Raw genomic sequence first — 14,777 nt, 5'->3', positions numbered from 1 at the left:
ATCGTGATTCAATTTAACGCGTGATGAACGGCTTCGTCGAATCAATTTCTGTGTGCGGTCTCCGCTAACATTTGCCCGAAATCGCTGTATTTGTAGTCTCCATATCGATAGGAGTACTGTCGCGGCGTCACGCCGCTAAAGATCGTTCCCACGACGTTTGCCCCGGAGGCTTCCAAGCGATGCGTCGTCCGGACGACGCTGTCCATGCGGGTCAGGTCTCGCATCACGCAGACCAAGGTCGAATCGACGACAGACGCAATGGCCAGAGTTTCACCGGCCGACAGCACCGGCGCGGTATCCAGAATCACGTATTGGTACGAATCGAGCGCCTCATCCATCAATTCTTTCATCGAGTCCGGCGAGACCAACCGGTGCGGACTGGCTTTGAGATGACCGGCGGGAAGCACGTGGACCAGGTCACCCAACTCGCGATTGATGGCTTCCTTCATCGGAACCACTTTTCGCAAGACTTCGTTCAGCCCGGGCTCGAGGGCTAAGCCGAAGACGTCATGCTGGTCGGGGCAACGCATGTCACAGTCAATGATCAACACCGTTTTGCCGCTAGACTTGGCCAACGAAATCGCCAATTGCGACACCGCGGTGCTCTTGCCTTCGCCGGACATCGAACTGACCACCGCGAATGATCGGGCGTGGCGGGTGTCTTTGGAGAGCGCCAGGTTGGCGCGAAGGGCGTCAACGCTCTCTTCGAACACCCGCCGGCTCTTGGAATTCCTGCCGCTGGCCGCCCGTGGGGCGCGGGCGAGTTCGCCGACCACCGGGGCGAGCGTGTGCGATTTTTCCAGATCGAGACTGTCGGTGATCCGTTTCGTTCGGAATTCCCACAGCAACCCGATCAGGAACGGAATGGCAAAGGCTCCGCCACCGGCCATGACCATCTTTTTGAACGGCACCGCTTCGACCGGGCGTGAGGGCGGAGTGGCCGCTGCGATCGAGATCACCGAACTGCCGCGTTTGCTTTCCATCTGAATCGACTCCAAGCGATCCACGATTCGGTGCAGCATCGACCGACTCCGTTCCAAATCGTCGTTGGCAAACTGCAGGGCGACGCTGTTGCCATCGCGTTGACGCAAACGATCTGATTCGGTCTTGTATTGGTCTTGCAGGACCTGCAGCCGCTTGACCAGTTGATCACGACGATCGCCGATCAAGAGTTTCTCCTGTTCGCTCATCAACTCACTGCGACGCTCCAGTTCGGCCTTTTTGGCATCCGCGTTGGCCGCGAACTCGGCACGCAATCGTTCCTTTTCGAGTTCCGCTAATTCAAGCTGACGCTGATAATCTTCCTCGATCTCGTCTTCTAGAATTCTCACGGCCGTCTTGGAAGCGGTTTCCCGGGCACTGGCCAACTTGGCCTCCCATTCATCACGATCCTTTTGAAGTCGTGCGTAACGCTCCTTGTCAAACCGCCAGCGTTCGCTGATTTCGAGCTCCAACACTTGCTTGCGATAGATCTCGTACATTTCCTGGGCACGCGCGACCACCTTGTCGTTCAGGATCAGCGATTCAAGTCGGTCGGGATCGATCTCGCCTCGCTCCACCTGAATCACCGGGGGGACAAACTCTGCGACCGATGGCACAATAATGTTGTCGCTGGCGGATGGGTTGCGAATTCCGATCCCCGCATCCATCAGGGCGAGTTCGATTTCGAGATCGCTGATCTCGCCGCGGAGTTTTTCAACCAACGCGATCGAGTCGCTGTTTTCAATCGCAGCGACCCGTTCGCCCGGGGCAACGCCGTGAGCCTCTTTGGCAAGCTGGCTGACCAGCTTTTCCTGCTCTTCGACTTTTCGCTTCAACTGCTCCACTTGGGGCGTCAGCCATTGCTCCAGGCGACCAATTCGACGATTGTCGTACTCGTCACGTTTTTGCAGGTAGGCTTCAACGACGGCATTGCAGACATCGGCGGCGAATTTTTTGTCACTGTCGATGTAGCTGATCGACATCGCCGATCGGGTTCCGCCGCCTCGAATTGATAAATTGGAAATCAGTGTTTGTTCGCGGACGTCGGGATCGGGGTCTTGCAAGCCATAAGCCTGAAGTTCGGGCTTGTCGATCACCTGAGACAGCACGATGGGGCTGGTGATCAACGTTTTCTCAGAACGGGCCAAGTCATCGGGTGTCGGCATGACGCCACTGTCAATCAGCCAGTCTTTGTTGGCGGCCAAATGATGGGTCGCTTGAAATTGCGGCACAAAGGATTGCAGCACGGCGAAGGCCGCAATCACCGCCAGCACGACTCCGACCGGAATTGCCCAATACCAACAGCGTCGCAGGGTGATCCACAGCAACCAGGGGTCAAACGCGTTGGGGGATTCACTGCTGGCGGACATGCGAACGACCGGGCCATTGTGATAAGGCTGCAACTGATTTGATTGATGATCCATTTTCGTCGTTAGCTGTAACGCAAGAGATGGGAGTGGTTCCAACCCGGTGAGATTGGCTGGGAGTTCGTCGTGACGGGGAACCGACTCAAAATCCGATTTCAAAGTCAGTTCAAGAAGAGTGGGGTCGTTCAGATGAAACCGCCGGTCTTGGCGATCGTCAGTGCTGAAAGGGTCGTTTTCACAACATCTACCTCTCCGTCCGTTTGAACGCCGCCAGGCTCAGTGGATACACGAAAAGTTGAGAAATTTTGTAAAGATTGAATCACGTTTCGATCCTTCCGATCCGTTCGCCCGCTGATGAGGTGACAGTGCCAGCCCTGGCGTTTGAACGGCCGTCGCCAGCAGGTTTGACAACTCGCTTCGACTATCCAACGGATGCGTCCTTTGATGTGGGAACCCGCATCGGACGGCCTTCATACTACCCAGCCGGCAGCGGTAGTCTAATGTTTGACGTGAATTATCTACGAATGGCTGACAGAGCCCCGCAAAGTCTCTTTTGCGGTCATAATCGGAACTCGTTTGTACACCAACTGCCAGTACCAGCTGACCAGCCCCAGCAATGCGAAGGAGGCGGCGATCATCGCGTACCCCGAGAAGTCATGAATCCAGTGCCGCCCGGCGGCCGAGGAGACCTGGGTGTAGAACAGTCCGATCACCACGATCCGAGCCGCATTGACCAAAATCGCCGCCGGGATCGCCGTCATCACCAAGACTGCTCGATCAGACCAATTTCGGTCGCTCAGCACGGCCCAAAAATACGCACACGCGGCCATGCCGACGAAGATCCGCAGCCCGCTGCACGCCTCTTCGATCATCAGCTTTTCCTCGCCCATCCACACGATATGGCCTTCCGCGACCGCGGGCTGGCCCAGGGCGCGCAGGAAAAATGTGCTCAAGTCCGTCGCGACGCCCTGCAAATTCCAACTCAACGCACTCTCGGCCTGGAACGGCAGCGGAATCGCAAAGAACAGAAATCCGATCGCCGGCAGGGCCCACAGCATCGCCCGCAACCCGAGCAGACACCAGACGGCGCCGGCCAACAGGGGCAGGATCGAATAGGCGTCCAGGAAGTCGGCGTAGGCGAATCGACTGAGCACTCGAATCCCGATCGCCAACACAATCAGCGAAAGCCCTTGCCAAGCCACCTTCTCGCTCGACCCCGGAAACAAATCGCTACGCCGGTAACACAGGTACAGAGCCAGAGGGACGACAAACCACCCGTGGCCATAATCAGGCTCATTTTGCCAGCTGTCGATGATCCACGAGAACGTGGGCAGATAGCTGTAGGCCAGGATCCCGATCGCCAGAGCAATCATGCCCCACGTGCTGGCGGGCCAACGCCTCGGCGGCGCGATCTCGACCAGCGGCTCGGCTTCGGCTTTTTGCGGCGACAGCGAAACCGACTCGCCACGAGCCAATTTACGGTTCAGTTCAGTGAGACCCGAGGGCTTGCTGCGACTACGGGGCTTTCCGCCGCCGCTTTTTGCCGCTGGCCGGATCGGTTTGCGTTTTTTAGACATGGAAAAAGCCAGCTCCGTTGGACTGGTTTGACGGGGCGCGGTGCAAGGTTTTGCGAATCGGGGGAGCGTCCTGATGGCGTGGCGGCTGCCTGAGCCGACTTTCGACCAGTTTGCTACCCGGCGGGCTACTCTCGTCTCGAGCGTTCACGATGGGAGTGTGCATCGGATGACTGGGCCAGAAGACTAAGGCCCGTGTGGGGTTTTGTGGGCGTCCCGGCAGGACTGTAAGTGTCGCCGATCTGGGCGAAACGGCTCCGCCCTCAGTGACTTGGCACCCGGCGCGTGTTTGACGGGCAGATTTCTGATGAAAAAGCGGTTGCAACTACAGATCATTTCCCTACCCGCACAGAGGGGTTCGCCTTGGGCTGAGGATAGGCGAGAGTGAAGACCTGTCAAGCGGAAAATTGGTTAGGATTACGATTGTTGAACCCGCGAAATCCGGATATCAAGACGAGCTGGAGTGATCGACAATCTGGACGCTCCGATCTAGCCGCTCTCCGGTACCGAGCAGCTATTCCTCCGTCCGGCAGTAGCTAGGATGTGGGGAAAGTTCTGCCGCCACCAGCGGCCCGCTTCTCCACTTTTCCATTCCCCCCCTATGCATTACTGGCCGTCAACGCGGTGGAGCTTCTCGTCTAGGCGAAGGGATGACGAGGCGTGGGTTGAGCTGCCGCTACCGTTTGCGTTGATTGGGGCCCACGACCGCTGCCAGGTTCACGTCGAATACAAGCGACTTCCAGCGGTGGTTTACTTTGCCGTCGCCTGCGGCTCGCGGGTTGAGGTCTGGCCGCTATGTGGCATCGCGTTCCCGATTTGGGGGCGAATCAAGTCGGACACTCAGTTGCTGGTGGGCAAACATCGATTGTCGCTGATGTCGGACGCGGACCCAAATTGGACGTCGCCCACGGTTTTGGCCGAGCGGACGGCCGCTGAAAACGAGGCGATTGGGCAATCTTCAACCGAAGCCGAGCCGGCCGATGCGGCTTTGGTGATGGACTGGGGGACCGGAGAACAGACGCGACGGCTGAATCGCCAGGTCACCATTCTTGGCGAGGGGCACCCCAGTTCGATGCGAATGCATGGATTGGGGCTACGGGTCTGTGAACTGGGAATCGTTTGCGTCGGCAGGCGGGTTTGGGCGGTGCAGCTGAATCCCGATTCCTTGCCCGATCGCGACCCCATGGCCAGGGAATTGGTCCCGGGAGGCGAATCGATTTGGGTCGGGAACGTGCACTTGTGGGCCAATCAGATCGGCAGCCGAGCCGACCGCCGTTTTGGAGACCCGCTGGCTGAAGAGCCGCCTGGCGATGCCGCAGCCACCGGGGCGGAGACGGCGACAGACAACACCGAGAGCCCGGACGCGAATCGCCCGATCATGGTGGTCGACCAGCCACACCGGCGGCCGCTCCCCAACCCCACGCGGTCAAGCCGGCAAGACAACGACACCGACCGCGTCGCCTCCGATTTCACGGATCGTTTACTACAGAAGAACGAAAAACGAACGAATCGGCAGAACCTGATCAAGTGGAGCGTGACAGGAGGCCTGCTACTGGCCGCCATTTCCGTCGCCGGATACGTGCTGATCCGAGGCGTTTTGCCCATTTTCCAGGCGATTTACTCGGAGTGACAAACCGACGCCACGGACCGAGCGGGGAGACTTTAACAACACGAAAACCGCAGTCAAGACGCCGCTGCGAGCGACATGGCACCGCACCAACAGTAACACTCAATTGAGACACCAAGGAAATGCCGACGCAAAATGCGTCGTGTTGCGCACTCGCTGCCCAAAATCGATGCCGAAAAGGCCTCACCCGTTTGCCAGGGCAATCTCCCATAAATGATTGAATTTGCAGCTGGACTGGCGTTCACTCAAACAGTCACTTGAGCAGAAAAGCCTATTGACACGAGAAATCTTGCGTGACTTAGTGCTGGAGTCCCTGCGTGACGGAAGCCAAATCGAGACCTCCTTGATTGACTAAGACACCAGAGTTGCGTTTGAAACCCCAAGTACCGAAGCATGGCGGCGTTGCCCCGAAAACGATATAACGCCCCCATCTGCCCAATTGTTCAACTTGGAGAAGCAGGACCCTATCGCGGATTCGCTTTCCGCCCCCCACACTTGCCAAACACTTCAACGCGGCTTTTGGCCGCTTGCCTAACTGCTGCTTCTAGACGGTCGGCGGCTATCGTGAAATGGTTGCGAGCCCCCCCGACTTAACCACCCCCGGGCTAGCCCCACGACGGACTTACGGGGAGAGGGGAGGGCGTGGGGGTCCTAAATCCGTTTTCCAGGTGGTAGACAAATATTCCTTGCGTTGCGTGAGAATCTGGGTACCATGGAGCTTCCTACACGTTAGTCGATCGTACCCGTAGCACTCCTGCCCAACGAAGTAAATTTGATGAATGACCTGATGGGATCATCGACACCGGTGACTTGCTACCATCCAAGGGCATGGTCGATTTTTTTTGCGATCATCCTTGCGTCGTCAATACAGAGCAGGTCCGACGCGGGCGTTCTCGGAGCAATTGCTAATCCGGACATTAAATTGCAAGGTCTTTCGGGGTCGTACGACCACGTTAGTCAAGCATTCTCTTTGACTGGCGACGCCACCCTTTATGTGGATGCTGCGGGTGTTGAGTCGACGATTTACATGGGATCTCCACCGGATTCCGGCAAGACCGCTTTCCATAACGGCACTTTCACTCTCAACGCTACGGTTAGCAATCTGGGTGTTATCTCTTCGGGTTCATTTGACATCGTTGGAGCCTTTGAAACTTCGCCATGGGTTCTTGGAACGCAAGCCACCCTTCTTCAAGGCACTCTGAAAGAGCTCGTCCATAATTTTGGAACAGTTAGTGCCACCGCGACACCATCCGAGTTCACGGCTCCATTGACTCTGGAGATAAGTGCGATTTCGACGGACGGGGAGCTTCAGTCCGAGTTTGGGCAAGACTTGCTTCTCAACATAAACCTCGATGCCACTGGGATTGATTTTGACGGAAACTTCCTTACGTCTTTCAATACCAACGGATTTAGCACGTCAGACGTGAATGCACGCGCAGTTCCAGAACCTTCAAGCTTCGCCGGTTGGATGATCGGGGCGGTGGGCATTGGAGTCATCCGAGTACGCCGCAAACGGTTGACGACCTAGGCTTGCTTAAGCCCCTGGACTCTAGAAGCCACTAGAAGAGCAGACTTAAACGCTCGTCCATTCTTGCGACTCCTCAAAGCTGACGTGAAGCCTAGAGGCTTGACATTAAGTGGCGGTCCACCGAACGTTCACCATACATCGCACGCCCGAACCACCTGTTTGCGTGTCCGCTTCGCGTTCATACGTGCCTTTCTCGCACTTCTGTTCTACGGAAGTCTCTCTGAGGATTAGACCGCGGCTCTACAGATAAAACTCGTGCCATCTTAAAGCTAAGTTTTTTGCAGACTTTATGGCTCATACTAAGTAGTCACGCGTTCTTCTGATGAAATGTTCACCAAATTGCTTTTTGGTTGCATTCCTCGAACTATCCTCAGCGATTCAGCTCGGAAAAGTGCCCCAGACTATTTTTGCTACCTCCCCAGAGCCTCAGCCATGCCCTCCAAGAAATCTCTTGAACGCAAACGTGCCCGAAGAGTTTTCACGCGACAAACGCAACGCGCGGATAAACGCAGAAAGTTACGGTTGCAGCCGCTTGAAGATCGGCGTGTGCTGGCAGCACTCGGTCTTAATCTCGAACATCCGCGGGTTTTTTCGGACGGGCTTAGTGAGCCAGCTGCGGTCAGTTACAACGCGACAACGGACCTTTTCTCAGCGACCGGGACTACAATCAACTTTCAGTTAGAGGATGGCGGGGTCAGAGCGCCGTTTATCATCCCTGGAGACTTTGACTTAACTTTTCAGGTCGACGCGAGCGGAGCATTAGTTGGTGGCGTCCCGGGTGATGACTTCCAACTCACGGGCGGACTGGATGTCGAGTTTCCCGATGAGCTTCCCCCCGTCGTCGATGTCAATGGTTTATTGCTGAGGGGTGAAGTCATTGATTTTGGGTTTGTCGATGGTGGCGTTACGGCAATTGATCGCTATGAGGTACGGCTCAGAGTCACCGGTGGGCTGCTGTCTGAGACCGGAACCTTGCAAACAAGCGGGAATCCAAGACCGGCGTACTTTGCGGGGAAGGATATTGCAATTCAGATTTCAAGTGAAGAATCTAACTTCACCGGCTCGTTCACCACAAATTTCAACGGGCGAAACAAAGCAGACCTCGGCCCCACCGATCGACTACTCTCCTCACTCGGTGACTTCGTTTGGTACGACAACAATCTGAACGGAATTCAGGACAATGGTGAAGCGGGGGTTGAGGGTGTCACCGTGACCCTGACCGGTGGTGGGCCCGATGGGCTGATCAGCACCGTCGGTGACAACACGACGGAAACGACGACCACGGATCCGACCGGCTTCTACAACTTTGACAACCTGAATCCGGGCGAAGAGTACAAGGTCACGTTTACCGATCTGCCGCCGGGCTATGTCTTCACGGCGCAAAACGCCGGTGACGATACGCTCGATAGCGATGCCGACCCGAACAACGGCATGACCCAGATCGTCACGCTGGCACCCGGTGAGCACAATCCCACCCTGGACGCCGGGATCTTCCTGCCTCCGCCGCCTTTGAATCCTGCGATCGACATTGAAAAATTTGTCAAGGTCGTTGAAGATCAGGCCGGGGGCGGTGAGGGGCTGACGCCCGGGTTCTGGAAGACGCACTCTGAGTTTGGACCGGCACCGTTGAAAGGATGGCCCGATACCGGTTTCGATCCCTTGCATTCCTACAATTCCGTCTTCGATGTCAGCGACGATTCCGGACTGACCCTGCTCGATGCGCTCGGACGCGGAGGAGGTGGACTGAATGCACTCGGACGCCATGCGACCGCCGCACTGCTCAACGCCGCCAATCCCAACGTGGATTACTCCTACACCCAAGCGGAAGTGATTTCGTTGACGCAGGCGGCTTATGCCTCAGGCAACGCTTCGCTGATCGAAAACACCAAGAACCTGTTCGCGGTGCAAAATGAACTGGGCGCCGACCTGAGCACACCGGCACCCGTTCCTAACACCAATCCGAACGATTTTGGCGTCGATGCGGACACTCCGCCCGGACCGACCGCAGAGTTGGGCGACACGCTCGTGTTCACTTACTTTGTCACCAACCCTGGCGATGTCGAACTGACGCCCGTTGTCGTCAGCGATGACAATGCGACGCCTGGTGTTCCGGGTGACGATTTCAATCCTGATCCCGTCGAAGAAGACGATGGGCTCGGAAACTTCTTCAACGTCGGCGATGATGACCAAGACGGTCGGCTTGATCCAGGCGAAACGTGGCTCTACCAGGCCCAGATCACCGCACTGGCGATCGGCCAGTTCACCAATATCGGTTCCGTCGTTGGCACTCCGGTGGATGATAGCGGCGATCCCGTCGGCCCCGACGTCACCGACGACGATCCGGCCAATTACGTCGTGGGCGCTGCGCCAGGAATCGATATCGAAAAATGTGTCGAACATGTGGTGGCCGGTAGCGGTGAGATGCACGTGATCGATTTCGACGGGTTCGTTGCTGGGACGGTGATCGATGATGAGTATTCCGCGCTCGGTGTGACGGTTGCAGCCAACAATGGCCGATCGAGTGGACCCGATATCGCGATGATCTTTGACAGTGCCTCGCCGACCGGCGGTGACCACGATCTGGGCACGCCGAACCAAGACTTCTCCGGTCCCGGCATCGGGTACGGTGGCAAGAGTGGTGCGGTCGGCGAAAACAACCAGGCTCTCGGCAATGTGTTGATCATTTCCGAAGACGGTGATTCCAACGACCCCGATGACGAAGCACACGGCGGCACGATCACGTTCACGTTCGATAACGCGGTCCGAATCGACCACATCGGATTGCTGGATATCGACACCAATGAAAATGGTGGCACCGTCGTCACGGTCCTGACCAATTCGGGTCAGCAATCGTTCAACATCGCGGCACTCGGGAACAACAGCTTCCAACAAATCCCCATCGACGTCGATGAGGTCACTTCGTTGGTCGTCACGTTCCCCGGCAGTGGCGCGATCACCGAGCTGAAATTCACTAAGCCGAATGAAATGGTCGAGTGTCTGGATGCCGACACTGGCGACGGACCGAGTTTCAATGTCGGCGATGACGTCACGTTCAACTATGTCGTGACCAACACCGGTGACGTCGATTTGGAAAACGTGATCGTCTTCGACGACAACGCCACGCCTGGCAACACGGGTGACGATTTTAATCCGCTCTATCAGAGTGGCGATGACGGAGACGGAATCCTGCAGGTCGACGAAGTCTGGTTGTACTCCGCCACGATCACCGCCTCGATGGCCGGACAGTTCACCAATATCGCTGACGTCGTGGGCACTCCGGTCGTCCCGAACTTGGATGATGTCACCGACGACGACCCGGCCAACTACGTCGTGATCGGGACTCCCGATATCGACATCGAAAAACTGACCAACGGTGTGCAAGCCGACACGCCCGGTGAAGCGGTCGAGATCGCTCCGGGTGACACCGTGACTTGGACCTACATTGTCACCAATACCGGCGACACGCCGATCGCAGCAGCGGACGTTGTTGTGCGAGACGACAACGGAACGCCGGGTGACACCAGCGATGACTTCCCGCCGACCTTTGTTGGCCCAGACGATGGCAATGACGGAATCCTTTCGCCCGGTGAAGACTGGGAGTACACCGCGACATCGACCGCCCAAACGTTGACGGCCACGGGTGCGACCAGCGTATTTGAGTTCAATCAAAGCGGTTCGGTCAGCGGCGACAGCGGCAACGTCCGCAGCTTTACCAAGGACGGCGTTTCGGTGAACGCCAGTGCCTTCAGCCGCGATTCCAACGGCAACTGGGATGACGCCTACCTGGGCATCTTCTCCGGTGGGCTCGGCGTGACCGATGGCAGCGAAAGCGGCAGCAACGGCACGCACCGTGTCGACAACATGGGCCGCGACAATTACGTGCTGTTTGAATTCTCGGAAACCGTTGTCGTCGACAAGGCTTACCTGGACAGCGTGGTCAACGATAGTGACCTCTCCATCTGGATCGGCACGATCCCCGGTGCATACGGCACTCACCAAACGCTCTCCGATGGCTTGCTGAGCGGACTGTCGAACGAAGACGACGACACCACCAGTTCCTATTCGCGGTGGGCTGATTTCAACGGCGGACAAGTCGCCGGAAACGTTTTGGTGTTGGCTGCATCCACGTCGGACACAAGCCCGGAAGACGCCTTCAAGATTCGCAAGGTCAAGTTCCAGCACGTCGTTGACGGCATCTATGGCAACATTGCGTCGGTGGATATCGGCGTCGCATTCGATTCCGACCCCAGCCACTACACGAACCCCGCACCGACCCCGCCGGGAATTCCAAACATCGACATCGAGAAATCGACCAACGGTGTCGACGCCGACACGCCTGCCGGAGCCGTGGAAATCGCTCCGGGGGCATCTGTCGACTGGACCTACACGGTGACGAACACGGGTGAGACCACGTTTACGTTCGGGGAAGTCGTGGTGACGGACGACAACGGCACGCCGAACGATACCAGCGATGATTTCAGACCAGTGTTTGTCGGTTCGAACACCAACGATGACGGACTGCTGTCACCGGGAGAAGTTTGGACCTACAGCTACGGCACGACCGCGGAGTCGTTGACGACGTCCGGCGCCACCAGCACGTTCTACTTCAACGGCAGCAGCGGTCTGGATGGAACCAACGGCAACATGCGGACGTTCACGACCGATGGCGTTTCGGTCAACGCGAGTGCGTTCAGCCGTGACGACAGTGGTAACTGGAACGAGGCCTTCCTAGGCATCTTCTCCGGCGGCCTGGGCGTGACCGATTCGAGCGAAGGTAATGGAGGCAACGGCACACACCGCGTCGACAACGTCGGACGTGACAACTTTGTATTGTTTGAATTCTCGGAAAACGTCGTCGTCGACCAAGCGTATTTGGATAGCGTCGTCAACGACAGCGACTTGTCCATCTGGATCGGCACGATCCCAGGTGCCTTCGGTAGCCATCAAACCCTCAGCGACGCGTTGCTGAGCGGACTGACGCTGAACGAAGTCAACGACACGACCAGCAGCGGTTCACGCTGGGCGAACTTCAATGGCAACGAGGTCTCCGGAAATGTGCTTGTCCTGGCGGCCTCGACCGTCGACACCACGCCGGAAGATCGGTTCAAGATTCGCAAGGTCAAATTCCAGCACCTGACCGCCGGCCTGTACGCTAACGTGGGAACGGTTGTCGCCGACACGGTTACCGATTCAGACCCCAGCCACTACAAGAACCCGGTGGCGGCGCCCTCTGGCAAGATCGGGAACTACGTCTGGAACGATTTGGATCGCGATGGCAAGCAGGACCACAACGAACCCGGCATCCCCGGTGTCACGGTCAAGTTGCTGGATCCGCATCACAACGTTGTGGCCACCACCACCACCGATTCCGACGGTTTGTACTCATTCAACGGACTGGACAGCGGCGACTACCTTGTGCAATTCATCGCGCCCGAGGATTTTGTGTTCTCGCCACAATACCAGGGCTCCAACGCCGACAACGGCAGCAACGCCGGCGCCGATGGCAAAACAGACCTGATCCACTTGGACGACCATGAGTGCGATAACAGCATCGATGCCGGTCTGTATGAAGCGGCGGTCGACAAGATGTTCGAAGCGGAAGACTACGAGTGGATGGATCGCCCGTGGAAGGAGTACAGTTCCAGCTACGCTTCCGGCGGCAGGTACATCATGGCACCCAACGGTTCAGGGTCACACTACAACACGCCGCCTTCGTACAAAAAGGTGATGTATCAGTTCTCGGTGGACCACACCGCCAACTACGAACTGTCCGGCCTGGTGAAAGCATCCAGCAGTGCCGACAATTCGGTCTGGGTGAAGATCGATAACCTGCCTTGGGTTCAGTGGCACATGAACACCGGCAGCTCGTTCGACTGGCAAACCGTGACCGATGGTTGGAACCAGGATGCGACAAGCTTTTTCCTGGACTCCGGGCACCACACGATGCAATTAAAGGTTCGTGAAGACGGCGTGAAGCTGGACAAATGGATGGTCAGCAAGCTGTCCAGCAACACGATCGTGATCGATGCGACTCAGATGCAACGCAGCGGCGACTGGATGGTCGAGCACGACGACGATGGAAATGAATTCCTGGTCGCGTCCAACGGAACGCCGCACTACAGTTCGCCTTCGGTCGGCGATGAACTGACCTACGACTTCACCGTCGACCAGGCAGGCGTGTTCACCATGCATGCGTTGGTGAGTGCGGCGGACGGCGGTTCGAACTCGTTCTGGATCGCGATCGATGATGGCCCGTGGGTGAAGTGGCACATGCAAGTCACCAACGGAGTGCTGACCTGGCAAACGGTTAGCGAGAGTGGTGAAGCGGTTCAGTTTGATCTGGACGCAGGAAACCACACGCTGAAAGTTGCCGTGCGTGAAGCCGGCGCCGGGTTGGATACGATCGTCATCACTGACGACGCCAACTTCTTGGATACCGTCTGATCGATAGCGAGCCGCATCACGCGTCGCGCTGGGATGGATGCCAGCATGTGGCGTCAGCAGCGTGTCGATAAAGTGAGCCGCGACGCGTGAGCGGCCGGGCCTTCAACGTCGCCCGAGGCCTTACGGCCAGCGGCTCACCATTGCCTCAGCCGAACCCGATTAAGCCGACAGGCCGTCAGCCAGTGACGCGTGATTAGAATCGAACGGAAACTAAGTGTCGGATCTAGCGAGTGGGATAGGCTTCCAGCCTGTCATTCCAGCGTCGACAGGCTGGAAGCCTATCCCACTTATTTTCCGTGCGTTGCTTAGTTGTCGATTCGGCTGTTTTGAACCGATCGCCGTTTGCTGAGCATGGGACCGCCCTGGCCGGAGAGCGGGCGTTCGGATTGCAGCCGATTGGAATGCAGTAGCTTGTGAAAGTAGTCGTACGTTTCGGCAGACCAAGGACGTGGCACGGTGTCGGTGACGCTACTCATCGAACCAAAGAAGCGTTCGTAAAGTTCGCTGCCGCGATGGTCCTCGAACACCAACGCCAGCATCACCGCCGGATTGCCGTTGGCGTAGGGGCACGTCGACATCTTTCCGATTTGTTCAAACGGTAAAATCCGCTGGTACAAACGTGCGTGCTTGGGGTGCGCCGCGGCGACCAGCCCGTCGTAGCCACGGCTCTTCGCCACCTGGGCGAGCAATCGTCCCATCGCGGCGAACGTCTCGATAAATCGCACCGGTGAATCCCGGCAATCGGCCAGGCTACCGATTTCTCCCATCCGCAAACCACGGTTTCGGATCAGTTCCACATTTTTCGGATAGATCGATTCCAGCGGTAACCCCAGTTCACCGTCGCCGATCAAGGAGACGGTCGAGACGACTTTCTCGCCGAGCTTGGTCACAAAGACTTCGGTGGTCGGCAACAGATGAAACGGTGTCAGTCGAACTTGGCTCTCGTTTTCTTCGACCAGCCCTGCGTGTCGATACGATTGGTAGATCAGGCTGAATGCTTCGTGCAGGTCTTCTCGACGAGAGGCGACTTCGTATCGGAGTCCGGGAATGGATCGCTTGGGCGGCGCTTTCGGTGCGGACGGGATCAACGGACAAACCGTTGTGGTGCCGGCGGCTACGTGAGTCGTTTGCATGGTGAAAGAAAGAAGAGGAGGAGGTCTGAGCACGCCGGCCTTCGCCGCACGCGCTTTCGTATGACAATCCCCCCGGACAATCACCCTGTCTGACGAACCCTAGATCTGGGCTTCGCACCAGGC

General features: G+C 57.4%; 7 protein-coding genes. 3 read left to right on the top strand and 4 right to left on the bottom strand.

The window, feature by feature from the left end; all coding sequences use genetic code 11:
- Window positions 1-41: 41 nt before the first annotated feature.
- The 3 genes from Enr13x_RS14575 to Enr13x_RS14570 form a co-directional block, all read right to left on the bottom strand.
- Window positions 42-2,405 (bottom strand): polysaccharide biosynthesis tyrosine autokinase, encoded by a 2,364-nt coding sequence (locus Enr13x_RS14575; protein WP_145387130.1) that lies wholly within the window; start codon window positions 2,403-2,405, stop codon window positions 42-44.
- A 128-nt stretch (window positions 2,406-2,533) separates the two neighbouring features.
- The gene (locus Enr13x_RS37965; protein WP_197456032.1) at window positions 2,534-2,671 is read right to left on the bottom strand and encodes a hypothetical protein; all 138 of its coding nucleotides are present in this window, start codon (window positions 2,669-2,671) and stop codon (window positions 2,534-2,536) included.
- 195 nt (window positions 2,672-2,866) lie between these two features.
- A complete protein-coding gene (locus Enr13x_RS14570) occupies window positions 2,867-3,925 on the bottom strand; it encodes an exosortase/archaeosortase family protein (RefSeq protein WP_145387128.1) in 1,059 nt (352 codons plus the stop codon).
- Between the two features lie 742 nt (window positions 3,926-4,667).
- On the opposite strand from Enr13x_RS14570, the gene Enr13x_RS14565 reads away from it, so the two are divergent.
- From Enr13x_RS14565 to Enr13x_RS14555, 3 genes are all read left to right on the top strand, one after another.
- A complete protein-coding gene (locus tag Enr13x_RS14565) occupies window positions 4,668-5,552 on the top strand; it encodes a hypothetical protein (protein ID WP_145387125.1) in 885 nt (294 codons plus the stop codon).
- Between the two features lie 772 nt (window positions 5,553-6,324).
- Window positions 6,325-7,077 (top strand): PEP-CTERM sorting domain-containing protein, encoded by a 753-nt coding sequence (locus tag Enr13x_RS14560; RefSeq protein ID WP_145387122.1) that lies wholly within the window; start codon window positions 6,325-6,327, stop codon window positions 7,075-7,077.
- Between the two features lie 327 nt (window positions 7,078-7,404).
- Window positions 7,405-13,521, top strand: coding sequence for an SdrD B-like domain-containing protein (locus tag Enr13x_RS14555; RefSeq protein ID WP_145387120.1), 6,117 nt, complete (start codon window positions 7,405-7,407; stop codon window positions 13,519-13,521).
- A gap of 305 nt (window positions 13,522-13,826) precedes the next feature.
- Here the strand turns inward: Enr13x_RS14555 and Enr13x_RS14550 are convergent, their stop codons facing one another.
- Entirely contained in the window at window positions 13,827-14,654 is an 828-nt protein-coding gene (locus tag Enr13x_RS14550) for an N-acyl amino acid synthase FeeM domain-containing protein (protein ID WP_145387118.1), read from the bottom strand.
- Between the last annotated feature and the right edge of the window lie 123 nt (window positions 14,655-14,777).

The organism is Stieleria neptunia, from assembly GCF_007754155.1.
In the GTDB taxonomy this organism is placed as follows: domain Bacteria; phylum Planctomycetota; class Planctomycetia; order Pirellulales; family Pirellulaceae; genus Stieleria; species Stieleria neptunia.
Note: the sequence above shows the minus strand (reverse complement) of the source record. Positions and strands in the feature narration are given on the sequence as shown.

What these genes read in the sequence shown, in the direction of transcription:
- Enr13x_RS14575 (WP_145387130.1), bottom strand. Translation starts at nt 2,405, where the DNA reads ATGGATCATCAATCAAATCAGTTGCAGCCTTATCACAATGGCCCGGTC.
- Enr13x_RS14570 (WP_145387128.1), bottom strand. Translation starts at nt 3,925, where the DNA reads ATGTCTAAAAAACGCAAACCGATCCGGCCAGCGGCAAAAAGCGGCGGC.
- Enr13x_RS14560 (WP_145387122.1), top strand. Translation starts at nt 6,325, where the DNA reads ATGAATGACCTGATGGGATCATCGACACCGGTGACTTGCTACCATCCA.
- Enr13x_RS14555 (WP_145387120.1), top strand. Translation starts at nt 7,405, where the DNA reads ATGTTCACCAAATTGCTTTTTGGTTGCATTCCTCGAACTATCCTCAGC.
- Enr13x_RS14550 (WP_145387118.1), bottom strand. Translation starts at nt 14,654, where the DNA reads ATGCAAACGACTCACGTAGCCGCCGGCACCACAACGGTTTGTCCGTTG.